The organism is Streptomyces sp. NPDC107471, assembly GCF_055582845.1.
The window spans coordinates 495,259-511,574 of sequence record NZ_JBVJPC010000004.1 but is presented as its reverse complement, the minus strand read 5'-3'; the positions used below and the strand labels follow the sequence as shown (position 1 = coordinate 511,574).

Sequence of the window (16,316 nt, the reverse complement as noted above, 5' to 3'; positions counted from 1 at the left end):
GGGAACGGGCCCGGCCTCCCCTCCGCGTGCGCAGCGTGCCGTACGACGGTCCGCGCGCCCCCCGAACGACGTGCGCCCCCGCCACCGGCGCCCGACGAACGGGGCCCGGTGAGCGGGGGTGAGCCGGTGCGTACGTGCCCTCGGGCGTCCTCCGGGTCCACGGTGCCGCAGGGCTCCTCGCCCACGTGGTGCCGGGACACCGGGACCGTCTGGCATGGGACGATCCGCCGATGCCGCCCTGCCGACCTCGCCGTACCCGGCGAAGAACTGGGGCAGGAGGGAAACTGGCCTGATTCCGCCGCTACTTGCTCCTGAGGCCCTTGGTGCCGATGTGGAGGATCTTGTGGCTGCCGCGGGTCATGTCGACGACGAGGGTGCTCGTCTGGCCGGCGCTCCAGGTGAGGGTGACGACGGCCTCCGTGTGGTCGGCGGCGCCGTTGTCGGTGACCTTCCACGCGAGGGGCACGTTCTGGGCGCGCAGGACGCCGTCGGCGTGCTCCTTGTCCTCCCAGGCGGTCAGCTCCTTCTGGAAGGCGGGCGTCAGGTAGTGCGCGCGGAGCGCGTCCCTGAGTTCGCCGCCGCCCTCGTCGGTCGCCGCGTCGATGTAGGCGCCGTAGAAGTCGGCGATGCGCGTGATGTTGTCGGAGGGCTTGCCGCTGACGCTGCGCGGTGCTCCGGCGGAGGCCTGGGCCGTGGCGCCGAGGCCGAGGGCCAGGGCGAGGCCGACGGCCAGGGTGGTGCGGCGGGTCGCCTTGGTCGTGTTCATGGTGTTCCCCGTTTTCTTCGCGGTTCCTGCTGCTGGTCGTGCGGTCCGTGCGGGGCCGCCCGCCCGACCCCCGTGCGGGAGGGCGGCCCCTTTCTCAGTGGAGCTTGGCGACCGCGGTGGCGGTCGTCTTCTTGAAGGCCTTGACCGGCGCGTCGGTGAAGTCGCCCATCTGGGACCACTCCACGACGGTGACCGTCCGGTCGTCCCGGCCCACGGAGAGCAGGCGGATGTCGGTCGCGCCGTACGACTGCTCGGTGTGCAGGCCGTGCACCCGGGCCCCCTCCTCGACCGCGACCTTGCCGTAGTTCCGGTACGTCGCCTCGAGCTCGGGGTCGCCCTGTTCGAGGCGGTCCGCGCAGGTGCGGATCTCCTTGTTCATGCGGTCGGCGAGGGCCGCGGCCTTGGCCTTGGTGCCGACCTGGATCGTGAGCTGGCGGGCGCTGGTGTCCAGATCGGTGCGGAAGTCGCGGTACCGGGAGTCGTAGCCCGGCAGCGTGTCCGCGAGGCAGAGCTGGAGTTCGTCCGGGACGCCGTCGGTGACCTTGCCCGCCGTCCACGCGGACGAGGGGTGCGGTGGGAGCTCGGCGGCCGACAGGAACCTGGGCGCGGCCGGCGCGGCCCCGGCCTGCACGGCGAGCGTGACGCCGAGCATGAGGCCGGTGAGAGAGAGTACGGTGAGCGCGCCTGCTCGACTGCGCTTGGGCATGAGTGTCCCCCGTGAGATACGTGCATGGATGTGGGATGCCACCACGACGCCGGATGGTCGGTCCGGCCCGGCCGGTGTGACACCAAGAGCATCAGCGGTCACACCGGGCGGATGCAACACGGGACGCGCAATCCGTCGGCATGGAACCATCCCAGGCCGTCTGACGTGCAGGTACAGGGACTGCCTGGGATACGGGATCAAGGGGGAAATCGTTGTCGGCACCGGAACCACAGGGCGATGTCCAGGAGTTCGCGGCCCTGCTGCGGCGGCTGAAGGAGCGCACGGACCGCAGCTACGGTTCGCTGGCCCGGCGGCTGAACATGAACACCTCGACCCTGCACCGGTACTGCGCGGGGGACGCCGTACCGGTCGAGTACGCACCGGTGGAGCGGTTCGCCGCGCTGTGCGGGGCGTCGGCCGAGGAGCGGATGGACCTGCACCGGCTGTGGCTGTCGGCGGTGGCGGCACGCCAGCGGCCGCGCGCGGGTGAGACCGCGGAGGGGTCGGCTCCGGCGGGGGCGGCCGGGGACACGGCGACCGAGCCGGCGGACGGCGAGGGAGGCGGGGCGGGGCCGGCCGACCCCTCGACGGCGGCAGCCGGTGCGGCGAGCGCGACGACTGCGACGGCGGACGACGGCACCGCGGTGGCCGGTGACGCGGTGGCCGGCGGGGCGGTGGACGGTGGCGCGGTCGGCCTGGGCTCGGTCGATGAGGGTGAGGGGAGTCCGGCCTCCGAAGGGGAGGAGGACGACCTGCTCGCGGGCCGTCCCGTGTCTCCGGTCCGCCCCTGGTACCGCAGTCGGCGTGTCGCCGTGACCGCAGCCGCCGTCGTGGCGCTCCTCGCCACGCTCGGCACCCTCTCGGCGCTGCCCTCGGGGCGTTCCGCCTCCGACGAGGTCGCCCAGGCCCCGGACCCGACGTCCCCCACGACGGCCTCGGGCACGTCCGGCCGCTCCCCGTCCACGTCACCGAGCCCGTCCGCGACCTCCGGCTCCCCGTCCCCCGAGGGCACCCGGAAGAGCGCCTCCCCTTCGGCGAAGGGCGGCGGCGCCCCCTCGAAGGGCACCGGCGGGTCCGGACAGCGGGGAACCGCCACCGGCACCCCGCTGACCTGGACCGTCAACTCCCACGTCTGGTTCGCGGGTTGCGGCCACGACTACGTCATCGACAAGCCGCCCGCCCAGGTCCCGCCGCCCCCCATGGCCCAGGACGCCGCGAACTGGGCGGGCACCCTGGGCGCCGTCCACGGCCGGCAGACCATGGTGCAGGTCTCGGTGCAGGGCCGGAGCTCGACGGCCGTCGTCCTGGAGGACCTCCGGGTCCGGGTCGTCTCGCGCGGAACCCCGGTCAAGGGCAACTCGTACGCCATGGAGCAGGGTTGCGGAGGCGCGCTCACCCCGCGCCAGTTCTCCGTCGACCTGGACAAGGACCGGCCGATCGCCCACTCGCAGCCCGGCAACGACGGCGAGAACGCCATCCCGGCCGTGCGGATGCCCTACCGCGTCTCCTCCGCGGACCCGGAGGTCCTGCTCGTCACGGCGGAGACCCAGACCTGCGACTGCGGCTGGTACCTCGAACTGGACTGGTCCTCCCAGGGCCGCACCGGCACGGTCCGCATCGACGACCACGGCCGCCCGTTCCGTACGACCGCCATCAAGGGCCTGCCCCGGTACTGGTACGGCACGAACACGGCGGGCGAACGGGCGTGGGTGGACTACGACGGCTAGTTCCGGACCGGGACGACGGGGGCCGCCCCGGTCACGGCGGGGTCAGGGGCGGGGCACGTTGCGGAGGTTGGAGCGGGCCATCTGGAGCATGCGGCCGACCCCGCCGTCGAGGACGATCTTCGAGGCGGACAGGGCGAAGCCGGTGACCATCTCGGCGCTGATCTTCGGCGGGATGGACAGGGCGTTGGGGTCGGTGACGATGTCGACGAGGGCCGGACCCTTGTGCTTGAACGCCGACTTCAGGGCCCCGGCGAGGTCCTTGGGCTTCTCGACGCGGGCGCCGTAGGCCCCGCAGGCCTCAGCCACGGCCGCGAAGTCGGGGTTCTTGTTGGCGGTGCCGTAGGAGGGGAGCCCGGCGACCAGCATCTCCAACTCGACCATGCCGAGCGAGGAGTTGTTGAAGAGGACGACCTTCACCGGCAGGTCGTACTGCACGAGGGTCAGGAAGTCGCCCATCAGCATGGAGAACCCGCCGTCGCCGGACATCGACACGACCTGGCGCCGACGGTCGGTGAACTGGGCGCCGATCGCCATCGGCAGCGCGTTCGCCATCGACCCGTGCGAGAAGGAACCGATCACCCGGCGGCGGCCGTTGGGCGAGATGTACCGGGCGGCCCACACATTGCACATGCCGGTGTCGACGGTGAACACCGCGTCGTCGTCGGCGAGTTCGTCCAGTACGGAGGCCACGTACTCGGGATGGATCGGAACGTGCTTCTCCACCTTGCGGGTGTACGCCTTGACGACCCCTTCGAGCGCGTCCGCGTGTTTCTTGAGCATCTTGTCGAGGAAGCGCCGGTTGGTCTTCTCCTTCACCCGGGGCGTGAGACACCGCAGCGTCTCCTTCACGTCACCCCAGACCGCGAGGTCCAACTTGGAACGCCTGCCCAGGTGTTCGGGGCGTACGTCGACCTGCGCGATCTGGACGTCGTCGGGGAGGAACGCGTTGTACGGGAAGTCGGTGCCGAGCAGGATCAGCAGGTCGCACTCGTGGGTGGCCTCGTAGGCGGCGCCGTAGCCGAGCAGTCCGCTCATGCCGACGTCGAAGGGGTTGTCGTACTGGATCCACTCCTTGCCCCTGAGGGCGTGCCCCACCGGTGACTTGATCTTCTCGGCGAACTCCATGACCTCGGCGTGGGCGCCCGCGGTGCCGCTGCCGCAGAAGAGCGTGACCTTCTGGGCCTTGTCGATCATCGTGACGAGCTTGTCGATCTCGGCGTCGCCCGGGCGGACGGTGGGCCGTGAGGTGACGAGCGCGGTCTCGGCGGCCTTCTCGGGGGCGGGCTGGTCGGCGATGTCACCGGGCAGGGAGACGACGCTGACGCCGGAGCGGCCGACGGCGTTCTGGATGGCGGTCTGGATGAGCCTCGGCATCTGCTGGGGGGTGGAGATCAGCTCGCTGTAGTGGCTGCACTCCTGGAAGAGGCGGTCGGGATGGGTCTCCTGGAAGAAGCCGAGGCCGATCTCGCTGGAGGGGATGTGCGAGGCGAGGGCGAGGACCGGGGCCATCGAGCGGTGGGCGTCGTAGAGGCCGTTGATGAGGTGCAGGTTGCCGGGCCCGCAGGAGCCGGCGCACGCGGCAAGCCTCCCGGTGATCTGCGCCTCGGCGCCCGCGGCGAAGGCGGCGGTCTCCTCGTGCCGTACGTGCACCCAGTCGATGCCGGCGTTGCGGCGCACGGCGTCCACGACCGGGTTGAGGCTGTCGCCGACCACGCCGTAGAGGCGCTTCACCCCGGCCTTGACGAGGATGTCCACGAACTGTTCGGCGACGTTCTGCTTGGCCATGGATCCATGCACCCCTTCGGTCTCCTTGGGTCCATCAATCCACACTGGCCGCGATCACGCCTCCCAAACGGCTGCGGCCGTACGGTCGTCGGCGTATCCCTTGACCCGGACCTGGGAGTCGGCGAGGAACGCGGCGAGACCGGGCGGGGTGGGGCCCGACCACCGTCCCGTGAGGTAGTCGCACAGTTCGGGCTCCCCGCGCAGGGGGTCGGCGAGACCGCCGGTGCACATCAGCAGGGTGTCACCCGGGCGGGCGACGGAGGCGCGGAACCGGAAGGCCTCGCGGGGCGGCTCGGGGGCGGGTTCGTAGGGGCTCGGCGGTGTGGGGATGCCGAGGTCCATGGTGAGGCGGTCGCCGTCGGGGGTCTCGGGGGGCAGCGAGCCGAAGCCGACGACGGGTTCGCCGGTGGCGTCGGTGACACGGGGTTCGATGTCGTGCCACTCGCCGTCGCGGAGGCGGAAGAGACCGCCCGCGCCGATGCCGAAGAAGACGCGGATACGGCAGTCGGGGTCGGCGGGCAGGAGCAGACAGCGCAGGGTGGCGGCGTACTCCTCCGGGTCGATGCCCTGCTCCACGGCGCTGGCCCGGAGCTTGCCGAGGCTGCGGTCGGTGAGCCGGTGCAGCCCCGACTTGAGGTCCCCGCGGCGGGCGGCGCCGATGTCCTGGGCGAGCCGGGCATGGCTGCGTCCCACGGCCCGGCCGATCCAGTGGCACGCCTCGGCGGCGGCGCGGTGGGCGCCGGGGGTGGCGCGGGCGCCGGTGGCCATGGCGACGAGGACCAGTGCCTGGTCGCCGGTGCCGAAGCGGGCGGTGAGCAGGGAGTCCCGCCGGGGTTCGCCCCGGAACCTCGCCGAGTCCCCGCGCACGGACACCGCCCGCAGGGTGCAGGCTCCGTACCTGGCCCCGTCCAGCACGGTGTCCGCCACCAGGTCGTCCAGTTCCTCGGGGTCGGCGGGCGGCAGAGCGGTGGGCTCGGCGTCATAGGTCGGCGGCCCGGACCCGACGAAGCCGACGGGCCCGGGAGGCAGGGTGGGCAGGTCCAGCCGGGTCGCGGTACGGGGTGTCTGCGGCGCGGGGGCGGGGTCCTGGACGGGGGCGGGGGGCTGGGGCGTGGGGTGGGGGTTCTGGACGGGGGTGGGGGGTGCGGGCGTGGGGGTGGACTGGGTGGAGCGGGGGCCGGGGCCGGGGGGCTCCGGGGCGGAGGTGGGGGGCTCGGGCAGGGGGTTGGACTGGGTGGGGCCGTGGCGGGGGGCGGGGTCCTGGTTGGCCTCGGGGGGTGCGGGCGTGGGGGTGGACTGGGTGGAGCCGGGGCCGCGGCGGGGGGCGGGGTCGTGGCCGGCGTCGGGAGGCTCGGGCAGGGGGTTGGACTGGGTGAAGCCCGGGCCGTGAGGCTGGGGTGGTGGTGTCGTTGCGGGAGGCTGCTGGCCTGCGCCGGCTTCGGGGCGAGGGGCTCGGCCGGGGGCCGGTGGAGTGGCCCACCAGTCGCCTGCTCCGTGCCGGGTCGGGGCCGCGCCTCGCTCCGAGGAGACCGGAGGGTCTTCGGGACGGCCGGGGGGCGGCACGTCGTCGGTACGGTCCGGCGCGGGGGGCCGGTCGGTGTTCTGCGGTGGCGCGGGCGGGGTCGCGGGCCGGGGTGGGACGGACGGATGCGGGGGCGCCGCGCTCGGGGGCCTCGGGGGCTCGACGGGCATACGTGAGGCCGGAACGGTGGTGGCCGGAGGCGTTTCGGTGGACGCGCGGCCACCTGGTTGCCGGGGCGGCCGGTCCTCGGGGTCCCGCTCGACGAAGCCGGGAGGCTTGGGTCCGGGCGGGAAGGAGGCGGGGGCGTCGGGGGGCGGCTCCCACGGGGTCGGTGACCCGCCAGATGAGGTGGCCGCCGCGTCGAGCGGCGGTTCCCACGGGGTTCGTGGCCCGCCGGATGAGGTGGCCGTCGCGTCGGGGGAACCCGTCCGCGGTGCGGGGACTCCGGGCCCGTTCTGCGGAATCTGCGCGTCCACGGCGCCGGTCGGTGCCGCGGGGCGGGGGTGTCCATCGCCGGGCGCCGGCTGGGATGCGGACGGCCAGTCTCCCGCCCCGGCACCAGGCCCGCTCCCTTCAAGCCTCGCCTCACGCCGGGCCTGCCCATCACCAGGCACTGCCTCGGACCCTCGCGGCCGGTCCCCCGCCCCGGCCTCGACACTGGGCCCCCGGTCTTCAGACCCCGCCTCACGCCGGCCCTGCCCATCACCGCGCAGTACGTCAGACCCTCGCGGCCAGTCCCTGGCCCCGATACCGGGCCCACCGTCTCCAGCCCTCACCTCACGCTGGGGACATCCATCGCCGGAGCCCGGGTGGGATGCGGACGGCCAGTCCCTGGCCTCGGCGCCGGGCGCAATGTCTTCACGCCCCGCCTCACCCCGCCCCCGTCCCTCACCCGGCACTGTCCCCGACCCGGACGGCCAGCCCCCGCCACTCGCCCGCTCGCCCTCCGCAGGAGCCGGCTCCCGGGTCGCTCGGGGCGTCTCCGCAGGGGCTGCCTCCCCAGACGGCCAGCCCCCGCGCTCCTCCCGGGGCGCCGGGACCCCCGTGCCGTCCCGTACCGCTCCCGCCGCTGAGGCGAAGCGGTCGTCCAGGGTGTCCGGGGCCGGTGCGGGGCCCGTGTCGTCGGCGGAGTCGTAGAGCTGCCCCCACCAGTCGTCCTCGTGACCGGTGGGCCTTCCCCCCTGCTGATTCATGCCCTTAATTGTCCACCGCGAGGGCCGTATGAAAACGGAGCATCCGGAAAATCAAGCGCCGCCACGCGCGTCGAACGGCGTGTCGAGTGAGCTCTCGAACGCATGTTGCCCAAGGGATCGCGCACGCACGGGTCGCCGGGCGATTCCACCCCCCACGGGAGAACCGCCCGGCGACGCCGGAGTGACCCGGACCCCGATGCCGTGACGGCTCGGGCCACGATCAGGGTCGGCTCGGCCCGAGTGTGACCGGCCTTCCGGTCGTGGAGCTGTGACGGACGACGTCGTTCCATGTGTCGCCCGCCCCGGGTCCCTGACCGGGTGCCCGCCGCGACCGCCCCGCGAACCTCGCTGATCTGCGTTTCCCGCGATCCTCCGGCACCCTGGACGAATGGGAGCGTGGGACCTCCTGCTGGTCGGCCTGGTCATGCTGTTCGGCCTGGTCGGGGTTCTGGTGCCCGGTGTGCCGGGGTCGTGGCTCGTGTGGGCCGCGGTCCTGTGGTGGGCCCTGAAGGACCCGCAACCGGTCGCGTGGGGCGTGCTCGTGGGGGCCACCGTCGCCCTCTTCCTCTCCCAGGTGGTGCGCTGGGCGCTGCCGCCGCGCCAACTGCGGACGAGCGGGGCCGGCCCGCGCACGGCGGTGTACGCCGGGGTCGGCGCGTTCCTCGGGTTCTTCCTGATCCCCGTGCTCGGCGCGATCCCCGGGTTCATGGCCGGCATCTACGTCTCGGAGCGACTCCGCCTCGGCCGCCACGGCGAGGCCAGGGCGGCGCTGCGCACGGCGATGCGCTCGGGCGGCTCCAGCGTGCTGGCGGAACTGTTCACCTGTCTGCTGATCATGGGCGCGTGGCTGGGGGCGGTGCTGTGGGGCTGACGTAGGTCCCGGGCCCAGGCACGCCTGGGACGAGAGTCCGATGTGCGGGCCGCCCGCGCGTGTTTGGGTGGCTGCCATGACCGAATTCAGCGAGGCCGAACGCGCGTACCTGAAGTCCCAGCGGCTGGGCCGGCTGGCCACCGTCGACCCGCAGGGACAGCCGCAGGCGAACCCGGTCGGCTTCTTCCCGCAGGACGACGGCACCATCCTGATCGGCGGCTACGCGATGGGCCGCACCAAGAAGTGGCGCAACCTGCAGAAGAACCCGAAGGTCGCGCTGGTCGTCGACGACATCGTCAGCCTCAAGCCGTGGAAGGTGCGCGGCATCGACATCCGCGGGGAGGCGGAACTCCTCACCGGGCCGCACGAGTTGGGCCCGCACTTCAGTGAGGAGCTGATCCGCGTCCATCCGCGCCGCATCCATAGCTGGGGGCTGGAGGAGTCCTAGAGCGCGCCTTCGAGGGTGAGCAGGGCCGTCTTGCGTTCCAGACCGCCCGCGTACCCGGTGAGCGTGCCGTTGGCGCCGATCACCCGGTGGCACGGGCGGAGGATCAGCAGGGGGTTCGCGCCGACGGCACCGCCCACGGCCCGGACGGCGACGCGGGAGGCCCCTACTCGGGCGGCGATCTCGCCGTACGTGACCGTCGCCCCGTACGGGACGTCGTCGAGGGCGTCCCAGACGCGGGTCCGGAACTCGGTGCCTTCGGGTCGCAACTCCAGTCGGAACTCCTTGAGTTCACCGGCGAAGTAGGCGGCGAGCTGCTCCTCGGCGGCCCGGAAGGGGGCCGGGTCGTGGCGCCAACCGTCCTGGACGGTACGGCCGTTCTTCTGTCCGGGGACGGACAGCGAGGTCAGCGCGCCGGTGTCGTCGGCGGTGAGGAGCAGGCTGCCGACGGGACTGTCGACGCGGGTCCAGTGGATGGGCATGGTTACTCCAACTCCCCTGCTGCACGCAGGTGTTGCCAGGCATAGGAGCGCCAGGGGCGCCAGGTGTCGGGGGTGTCGAGGCCCGGTGGGGCCACGTCGGGGTCGCCGAGGGCACGGCTGCGGACGACGGCGACGGTACGGGCGTCCAGACCGGGCAGGGCGAGCAGCGCGCGCTGCGCCTGGTCGCGGTCGGCGCCCGGGTCGAGCCGTACGGTGCCGTCGGCGAGGGCGGTGGCGAGCGCGCCCAGGGGACCGGTCGCCTCGGAGAGGGCCGCGGGGTCGGGGAAGAGGTGGGTGAGGGTGCCGCAGGGCGCGTCGAGGGTCTTGCCGTACCGCTGCACGAGCCGGGCGGACTCGGTACGGCCCACCAGTGCCCGTACCGCGCACTCCTCGGGGTCGGCGGCGCCGGGTGACCGCAGGCCGGGGCGGGCGGCGACCAGGGGGCCGAGCCGGGGGTCGGCGCCGAGCCGCTCGTCGACGGCGTAGGGATCGGCGTCGAGGTCGAAGAGCCGGCGCAGCCGTCCGACGGCGGTGGTCAGGTCGCGGGGATCGGTGAGGTGCAGGTGGGCGTCGAGCCAGCCGCCGGGGTGGGCGCCGGTGGCGCTCCTGGTGGTGCCGGGGCGTTCGTGGACGGCGACGATGCCGGTGCCGTGCGGGAGCCGGAGGGTGCGGCGGTAGGTGCGGCGGCCGGGTGTTCCGCTCACCTCCTCGACGCCGGGTACCGCCTCGCTCTCCAGCAGGTCGAGGACGGCGCCGGAGCGGTAGGGGCCGCGGTGGGCGAGCCGGAGCGGGATGCCCGCGGTGGGGGTGGCCGCGCGCCGGGCGGTCCGGGCGGCGGCCCGCAGACCGCTGGGGGTGGCGGCGTAGATCTCGCGGACCGTGTCGTTGAACTGCCGCACGCTGGCGAAACCCGACGCGAACGCGATCTCCGTGACCGGCAGGCCGGTGGTCTGGAGCAGGACGCGTGCGGTGTGGGCGCGCTGGGCGCGGGCCAGGGCGACGGGCCCCGCGCCGAGTTCGGCGGTGAGCTGGCGCTGGACCTGGCGTGCGCTGTAGCCGAGGCGGTCGGCGAGTCCGGCGACGCCCTCCCGGTCGACGACACCGTCGCCGATCAGGCGCATCGCCCGGCCCACCACGTCCGCCCGGACGTTCCAGTCCGCGGAGCCGGGCACCGCGTCGGGACGGCACCGCCGGCAGGCCCGGAACCCGGAGCCCTGTGCGGCGGCGGCCGTCGCGTAGAAGCGGACGTTGTGGCGCTTCGGGGTCACCGCGGGGCAGCTCGGGCGGCAGTAGATGCCGGTCGTCTCGACGGCGAAGAAGAACTCCCCGTCGAACCGGGCGTCCCGGCTGCGGACCGCTTCGTACCTGGTGTCCTCATCCATCACGCCCTCCAGTCTCCGCCGTGCGCGGGGCTGTCGCTGGCGGAAATCGGACACGGCTCTGGGGCGGGCGGGTGCGGGTCCGTCGTGGCTGGACCGCACCCACCCAGGGGCGCGGGGAACTGCGCGACCGGCCCCCACCCGGCCGCGGCCGAACGACTACGTCCTACGCCCAGCGCCCCCGCTTCGCCTCCATCGCCGCCTTCCCCTGCGCCCCCCGCTTCTTCCACTCCTTCCGGATCTCCGAACGGAGCCTCGCGTCGGTCTTCGCCACGATCCGCTGGTTCTCCCGGATCAGCTTCCGGTAGCTCTCCAGCCGCCGTTCGGGCAGCTCACCGGAGTCGATCGCGGCGAGTACCGCGCACCCCGGCTCGCTCTCGTGGGCGCAGTCGTGGAAGCGGCACCGCCGGGCCAGTTCCTCGATCTCGGAGAAGACCTGTCCGACACCGGTCTCGGCGTCCCACAGGCCGACGCCCCGCAGGCCGGGTGTGTCGATGAGGACGCCCCCGCCGGGCAGGGCGAGGAGGTTGCGGGTGGTGGTGGTGTGCCGTCCTTTCCCGTCCGCGTCCCGCGTGGCCTGGACGGCCATGGCGTCCTCGCCGATGAGCGCGTTCGCCAGGGTCGACTTCCCCGCGCCGGACTGTCCGAGCAGCACGGTCGTACCGCCGGAGACGACGGCGACGAGCACGTCGAGCCCCTCCCCGTCGAGGGCGCTGACGGTCAGCACCGGGACCCCCGGTGCCGTCGTCTCCACGTCCTGCACGAGATGGGAGAGGGTCACCGCGTCCGGCACCAGGTCGGCCTTGGTGAGGACGACCACCGGCTGGGCGCCGGACTCCCAGGCCAGGGCGAGGAAGCGTTCGATGCGGCCGAGGTCGAGCTCGACGGCCAGCGACACGGCGACGATGGCGTGGTCGACGTTGGCCGCGAGGATCTGCCCCTCGGACCGCTTGGAGGAGGTGGAGCGCACGAAGGCGGTACGGCGCGGCAGATACGTCCGTACGTAACGCGGGTTGCCGCCGGGCTCGACGACGGCCCAGTCGCCGGTGCACAGCACCCGCATCGGGTCGTTCGGGGTGACGAAGGCGGTGTCGGCCCGCAGCAGCCCGTCGGCGGTGACGACGTCGCACTGCCCGCGGTCGACCCGGACCACACGCCCGGGCAGGAGCCCCTCGGGCTCGTAGGGGGCGAAAGCGTCCGCCCATGCCTCGTCCCAGCCGTAGGGAGCGAGAGCGGAGAAAACGGAGGTGGAAGTCAAGGGAGACCCTTCACAAGGGTGGCCCGGCACAAGGAGTGGGTGTCAGCCGGCGGCCACGGAGGTGGACTTGATGATCTGGATGCGGGCAGCGCTCATCGCAAGGACAGCCATCGGTCGACACCTCCCTCATTCCTCGTTCGTGGGGCACGGCGGCGGTGCGCGGCCGTGCGAAGCGCTCTCACCTTAGAGGCGCCCTCGTCGGGGGCGCCACCGGTTTTTCCGACCCGCGCCGCGAGCGTCCTCCTCACTCGTACAGCCCGGTGCGCTGGTCGTCCGGGAGGAGGGGTTGTGGCATGGAGAGCGACCCCCATCTCCAGGAGAGCCCGTGATGACCCACCGTCCGCCCCGCACCTTCCCTGTCCTCGCCCCGGTCCTCGCCGTCGGCGTCCTGCTGACGACCGCCGCCTGCTCCGACGGCGACGACGGCGGAGCGGACCGCGCGGCCACCACGCGGATCTCCTCCTCGCCCCTCGCGCAGACCTCCCCGGCCGCGCTCACCCCGGCCGGGGCGCGGGCGGCGCTGGTGACCGAGGCGGATCTGGAGGACGACTGGAACCAGGTCAAGAACGCGGCCACCTGGCACGACAGCCTGCTGGTCGGCAAGGTGGACGTGGCCGACTTCCTCACCGCCAAGGCGAACGCCGCCGACTGCCAGAAGCTTCTGGACCGGCTGTACGGCGACGACCTGCTGGGCAAGCCGTCCGGGGCGTCCGCGCTCACCGGCTTCGAGGAGGGCTCGTCCCGGCTGCTGTACCAGGTGGCCGCCTACGACAGGTCGGCGCTGGACACCTCCCTCGCCTGGCTGAAGAGCCTGCCGGTCAAGTGCGACCAGTTCACGGCGACGGACTCCTCCGGAGGCAAGCGCACGGTGCAGGTGACCGAGAGCTCCCTGCCGAAGGTGGGTGACGCGCGTCAGGGGCTGCGGGTCACCGTCCAGGGGACCTCGGGCGGTACGCCCGCCACCCTCACGCTCGACGTGGCCGCGCTGCGGGTCGGCACGGACGCGATCACCCTCACCAACGGCGGCCTCGACGGAGTCGACGAGGACAGCACCGAGCAGGCGGCGAGACTGGGCACGGCCCGGCTGAAGGACGTCCAGGCGGGGCGGACCCCGTCGGCCGACCCGGGCGAGCTCGACTGACGGGCTGGTGGGCGTGGCCCGTCCGTCCCGGCACCCCCGGCCGCCCCGGCACCCCGGCCGATCGGCCGTCGGGGGTGTTCCCACGCATAGCGGTATGTGACATAGTACTGCCGTGAGCAAGCGACTGACCTGCGATGTCGTGGTCGTCGGAGCCGGGATGGTGGGTGCGGCCTGTGCCCTGTACGCCGCCCGGGCGGGCTTCGACGTGATCGTCGTGGACCGCGGCCCGGTGGCCGGCGGCACCACCGGCGCCGGTGAGGGCAATCTCCTGGTCTCCGACAAGGAGCCGGGCCCCGAGCTCGAACTCGCCCTGCTGTCCGGCCGGTTGTGGGCCGAGCTGGCCGAGGAGGTCGGCGACGCGATCGAGTACGAACCCAAGGGCGGCGTGGTCGTCGCCGCCGACCCCGACGGTCTGGACGCCCTGGAGGGGTTCGCCACCGGGCAACGCGCGGCGGGGGTCGAGGCGGTGCGGGTGGCCACGGACGAACTGCGGGAGCTGGAGCCGCACTTGGCCCCCGGTCTCGCGGGCGGCGTGCTGTACCCCCAGGACGCGCAGGTCATGCCGACCCTGGCCGCCGCCCGGCTCGTCCGGGCCTCGGGCGCCCGGCTGTGCACCGGCGCCACGGTGACCGAGGTGCTGCGCGGGGCCGGCGGTGCCGTCCGCGGAGTGCGCACCGCCCGGGGCGAGATCCACGCCCCGTACGTCGTCAACGCCGCCGGGACCTGGGGCGGTGAGCTGGCCGCGCTGGCGGGAGCGGACCTCCCCGTGCTCCCCCGGCGCGGCTTCGTCCTCGTCACCGAGCCGCTCCCCCGCCTGGTCCGCCACAAGGTGTACGCCGCCGACTACGTGGCCGACGTGGCCAGCGACTCGGCGGCCCTGCAGACCTCGCCGGTGGTCGAGGGGACGGCGGCGGGGCCCGTCCTGATCGGCGCGACCCGTGAACGGGTGGGATTCGACCGCTCGTTGTCGCTGCCCGCGCTGCGGGCGCTGGCGGCGGGCGCCACCCGGCTGTTCCCGTTCCTGGAGCGGGTGCACGCGATGCGGACGTACCTCGGCTTCCGGCCGTACCTGCCCGACCACCTGCCCGCGATCGGCCCCGATCCGCGGGTCCCCGGCCTGTTCCACGCGTGCGGGCACGAGGGCGCGGGCATCGGACTGTCCACCGGGACGGGGCAGTTGATCGCCCAGGTGCTGGCCGGGCGGGCTCCCGCACTGGACCTCGCCCCCTTCCGCCCCGACCGTTTCCCCGCCTCCGCCGTCCAGCCCGGCTCCTCGACCGACGCACGGGAGGCCTCGTGAACCCGCTGGAGCTGGTGCGCGCCGAGCCCGGCCCCGCGTTCACCGTCACGCTCGACGGGCGGGAGATCGAGGCGCTGCCCGGCCAGACCGTCGCGGCCGCGCTGTGGACGGCGGGTGTCACCTCCTGGCGCACCACCCGGGGCGAGGGCCGGCCACGCGGGGTCTTCTGCGGCATCGGCGTCTGCTTCGACTGCCTGGTGACCGTCAACGACCGCCCGAACCAACGGGCTTGTCTGGTGCGGCTGCGACCGGGGGACGCGATCCGCACCCAGGAGGGGACCGGCCACGATGAGTGAGGCTACCCTGGCGGTGATCGGCGCGGGCCCGGCCGGGCTCGCGGCCACCCTCGCGGCGGCGGCCCGCGGTGTCCGCGTCACGCTGATCGACTCGGCGCCGGAGGCGGGCGGACAGTTCTACCGGCAGCCCGCGCCGGAGCTCGGCGCCCGCCGCCCCCGGGCCCTGCACCACCAGTGGCGGACCTGGGAGGCACTCCGGGACGGCCTCCGCACCCACGTACAGGCGGGGACGGTACGGCACTTGACGGACCATCATGTCTGGTTCGTCGAACGCCGGGGCGGCGCCGGACTCACCGTGCACGCCCTCGTCGGCGCCGAGCAGGAGACACCGGCCGAGGTGGCCGCCGACGCCGTCCTCCTCGCCACCGGCGGCTACGAGAAGGTGCTGCCCTTCGCGGGGTGGACGCTGCCCGGCGTGCTCACCGCGGGCGGGGCGCAGGCCATGCTCAAGGGCGGACTCGTGCTGCCCGGCCGTACCGCTGTCGTCGCCGGCACCGGACCGCTGCTGCTGCCCGTCGCCACCGGGCTCGCGGCGGCGGGCGCGACGGTCGCCGCACTGGTGGACTCGGCCGACCCGATGTCGTTCGTACGGCGGTCCCGGGCGCTGGCGGGCCGGCCGGAGAAGCTGGCCGAAGGCGCCGCGTACGCGGGCCGGCTGCTGCGGCACCGGGTGCGCACGCTCCCGCACCACACCGTGGTGGAGGCGCACGGATCCGACCGGCTGGAGGCGGTGACGGTCGCGGCCCTCGACCGGGACGGACGGGTGCGCCCGGAGACCCGGCGGCGCATCGACTGCGACATCCTGGCCGTGGGCCACGGCATGCTGCCGCACACCGACCTCGCCGACGCGCTGGGCTGCCGGGTCGGGGGGACGGACGTGCACGTCGACGACGAGCAGCGCACCGACGTGCCCGGCGTGTGGGCGGCCGGCGAGACCACCGGCATCGGCGGCTCCGCGCTCTCGCTCGCCGAGGGGCACATCGCCGGGCGGTCGATCGCGGCACGGCTGGCCGGGAGGACGCCGGACCCGGGCGAGTGGGCGGCCGCCGCGCGGACCCGGGAGCGGCTGCGGGCCTTCTTCGCCGCCGTCGACTCCGTGTACGCGCCGCCCGCGCACTGGGCCGAGCAGGTCACCGACGAGACGGTGGTGTGCCGCTGCGAGGAGGTGTCGGCCGGTGCGGTGCGGGAGGCGGTGCGGGACCTGGGAGCCGGTGACCTGCGGACCGTGAAGCTGCTGACGCGGGCCGGGATGGGCTGGTGCCAGGGCCGGGTGTGCGGGCCCGGCGTGGCCGGGGTCGCCGGGTGCGCGGAGACCGCGGGCCGCAGACCGTTCGCGCGGCCGGTGCCGCTGGGCGTGCTGGCGCGGGCCGGGGAGAGCGGGGAGCGGGTCGGCCGCGAGCCGCACAAGACGTCCGGCGAAGACCGGGATCAGTAACATGTCACAC

At 74.0% G+C, this 16,316-nt stretch carries 14 protein-coding genes; 7 read left to right on the top strand and 7 right to left on the bottom strand.

Annotation, left to right across the window (positions count from 1 at the left end):
* Positions 1-301: 301 nt before the first annotated feature.
* Together ACZ66S_RS16095 and ACZ66S_RS16090 are read right to left on the bottom strand one after the other, a co-directional pair.
* The gene (locus tag ACZ66S_RS16095) at positions 302-766 is read right to left on the bottom strand and encodes a hypothetical protein (RefSeq protein ID WP_469902144.1); all 465 of its coding nucleotides are present in this window, start codon (positions 764-766) and stop codon (positions 302-304) included.
* Between the two features lie 94 nt (positions 767-860).
* Positions 861-1,472 carry a hypothetical protein gene (locus ACZ66S_RS16090; protein WP_469902143.1) on the bottom strand — a complete coding sequence of 204 codons (612 nt, stop codon included), beginning with the start codon at positions 1,470-1,472 and terminating at the stop codon, positions 861-863.
* Positions 1,473-1,684: 212 nt separating this feature from the next.
* On the opposite strand from ACZ66S_RS16090, the gene ACZ66S_RS16085 reads away from it, so the two are divergent.
* Complete coding sequence (locus ACZ66S_RS16085) at positions 1,685-3,199, top strand: helix-turn-helix domain-containing protein (protein WP_469902142.1); 1,515 nt, start codon at positions 1,685-1,687, stop codon at positions 3,197-3,199.
* Between the two features lie 42 nt (positions 3,200-3,241).
* On the opposite strand, the gene ACZ66S_RS16080 is transcribed toward ACZ66S_RS16085, so the two are convergent.
* Both ACZ66S_RS16080 and ACZ66S_RS16075 read right to left on the bottom strand, forming a co-directional pair.
* On the bottom strand, positions 3,242-4,984 hold the full coding sequence (locus tag ACZ66S_RS16080; RefSeq protein WP_469902141.1) for a pyruvate dehydrogenase: 1,743 nt from the start codon (positions 4,982-4,984) through the stop codon (positions 3,242-3,244).
* A gap of 54 nt (positions 4,985-5,038) precedes the next feature.
* Positions 5,039-6,547, bottom strand: coding sequence for a protein phosphatase 2C domain-containing protein (locus ACZ66S_RS16075; RefSeq protein WP_469902140.1), 1,509 nt, complete (start codon positions 6,545-6,547; stop codon positions 5,039-5,041).
* 1,540 nt (positions 6,548-8,087) lie between these two features.
* Here ACZ66S_RS16075 and ACZ66S_RS16070 point away from each other — a divergent pair.
* Both ACZ66S_RS16070 and ACZ66S_RS16065 read left to right on the top strand, forming a co-directional pair.
* Positions 8,088-8,570: a DUF456 domain-containing protein gene (locus ACZ66S_RS16070; RefSeq protein ID WP_469902139.1), complete on the top strand. Its 483-nt coding sequence runs from the start codon at positions 8,088-8,090 to the stop codon at positions 8,568-8,570.
* A gap of 76 nt (positions 8,571-8,646) precedes the next feature.
* Positions 8,647-9,018 carry a PPOX class F420-dependent oxidoreductase gene (locus ACZ66S_RS16065; RefSeq protein WP_469902138.1) on the top strand — a complete coding sequence of 124 codons (372 nt, stop codon included), beginning with the start codon at positions 8,647-8,649 and terminating at the stop codon, positions 9,016-9,018.
* Here the strand turns inward: ACZ66S_RS16065 and ACZ66S_RS16060 are convergent.
* From ACZ66S_RS16060 to rsgA, 3 genes are all read right to left on the bottom strand, one after another.
* Complete coding sequence (locus ACZ66S_RS16060) at positions 9,015-9,497, bottom strand: methylated-DNA--[protein]-cysteine S-methyltransferase (RefSeq protein ID WP_469902137.1); 483 nt, start codon at positions 9,495-9,497, stop codon at positions 9,015-9,017. The two genes, ACZ66S_RS16065 and ACZ66S_RS16060, sit on opposite strands and share 4 nt — an antisense overlap.
* 2 nt (positions 9,498-9,499) lie before the next feature.
* The gene (locus tag ACZ66S_RS16055; protein WP_469902401.1) at positions 9,500-10,879 is read right to left on the bottom strand and encodes a DNA-3-methyladenine glycosylase 2 family protein; all 1,380 of its coding nucleotides are present in this window, start codon (positions 10,877-10,879) and stop codon (positions 9,500-9,502) included.
* Positions 10,880-11,042: 163 nt separating this feature from the next.
* The gene (rsgA, locus tag ACZ66S_RS16050; RefSeq protein WP_469902136.1) at positions 11,043-12,134 is read right to left on the bottom strand and encodes a ribosome small subunit-dependent GTPase A; all 1,092 of its coding nucleotides are present in this window, start codon (positions 12,132-12,134) and stop codon (positions 11,043-11,045) included.
* 328 nt (positions 12,135-12,462) lie between these two features.
* Here rsgA and ACZ66S_RS16045 point away from each other — a divergent pair, with 328 nt between their 5' ends.
* The 4 genes from ACZ66S_RS16045 to ACZ66S_RS16030 all read left to right on the top strand — a co-directional run bounded on the left by ACZ66S_RS16045 (position 12,463) and on the right by ACZ66S_RS16030 (position 16,306).
* Positions 12,463-13,275 (top strand): hypothetical protein, encoded by an 813-nt coding sequence (locus ACZ66S_RS16045; protein WP_469902135.1) that lies wholly within the window; start codon positions 12,463-12,465, stop codon positions 13,273-13,275.
* Positions 13,276-13,387: 112 nt separating this feature from the next.
* The gene (locus tag ACZ66S_RS16040; RefSeq protein ID WP_469902134.1) at positions 13,388-14,575 is read left to right on the top strand and encodes an NAD(P)/FAD-dependent oxidoreductase; all 1,188 of its coding nucleotides are present in this window, start codon (positions 13,388-13,390) and stop codon (positions 14,573-14,575) included.
* Positions 14,572-14,871 carry a (2Fe-2S)-binding protein gene (locus ACZ66S_RS16035; RefSeq protein ID WP_469902133.1) on the top strand — a complete coding sequence of 100 codons (300 nt, stop codon included), beginning with the start codon at positions 14,572-14,574 and terminating at the stop codon, positions 14,869-14,871. Before ACZ66S_RS16040 ends, ACZ66S_RS16035 begins: the two co-directional genes overlap by 4 nt.
* Complete coding sequence (locus ACZ66S_RS16030; RefSeq protein WP_469902132.1) at positions 14,864-16,306, top strand: FAD/NAD(P)-dependent oxidoreductase; 1,443 nt, start codon at positions 14,864-14,866, stop codon at positions 16,304-16,306. Before ACZ66S_RS16035 ends, ACZ66S_RS16030 begins: the two co-directional genes overlap by 8 nt.
* The last annotated feature ends 10 nt before the right edge of the window (positions 16,307-16,316 follow it).

Bases quoted from the DNA above. Each gene is read 5' to 3' on its own strand.
- ACZ66S_RS16095 (WP_469902144.1), bottom strand. From the start codon at position 766: ATGAACACGACCAAGGCGACCCGCCGCACCACCCTGGCCGTCGGCCTC.
- ACZ66S_RS16090 (WP_469902143.1), bottom strand. From the start codon at position 1,472: ATGCCCAAGCGCAGTCGAGCAGGCGCGCTCACCGTACTCTCTCTCACC.
- ACZ66S_RS16080 (WP_469902141.1), bottom strand. From the start codon at position 4,984: ATGGCCAAGCAGAACGTCGCCGAACAGTTCGTGGACATCCTCGTCAAG.
- ACZ66S_RS16070 (WP_469902139.1), top strand. From the start codon at position 8,088: ATGGGAGCGTGGGACCTCCTGCTGGTCGGCCTGGTCATGCTGTTCGGC.
- ACZ66S_RS16065 (WP_469902138.1), top strand. From the start codon at position 8,647: ATGACCGAATTCAGCGAGGCCGAACGCGCGTACCTGAAGTCCCAGCGG.
- ACZ66S_RS16060 (WP_469902137.1), bottom strand. From the start codon at position 9,497: ATGCCCATCCACTGGACCCGCGTCGACAGTCCCGTCGGCAGCCTGCTC.
- ACZ66S_RS16055 (WP_469902401.1), bottom strand. From the start codon at position 10,879: ATGGATGAGGACACCAGGTACGAAGCGGTCCGCAGCCGGGACGCCCGG.
- ACZ66S_RS16045 (WP_469902135.1), top strand. From the start codon at position 12,463: ATGACCCACCGTCCGCCCCGCACCTTCCCTGTCCTCGCCCCGGTCCTC.
- ACZ66S_RS16030 (WP_469902132.1), top strand. From the start codon at position 14,864: ATGAGTGAGGCTACCCTGGCGGTGATCGGCGCGGGCCCGGCCGGGCTC.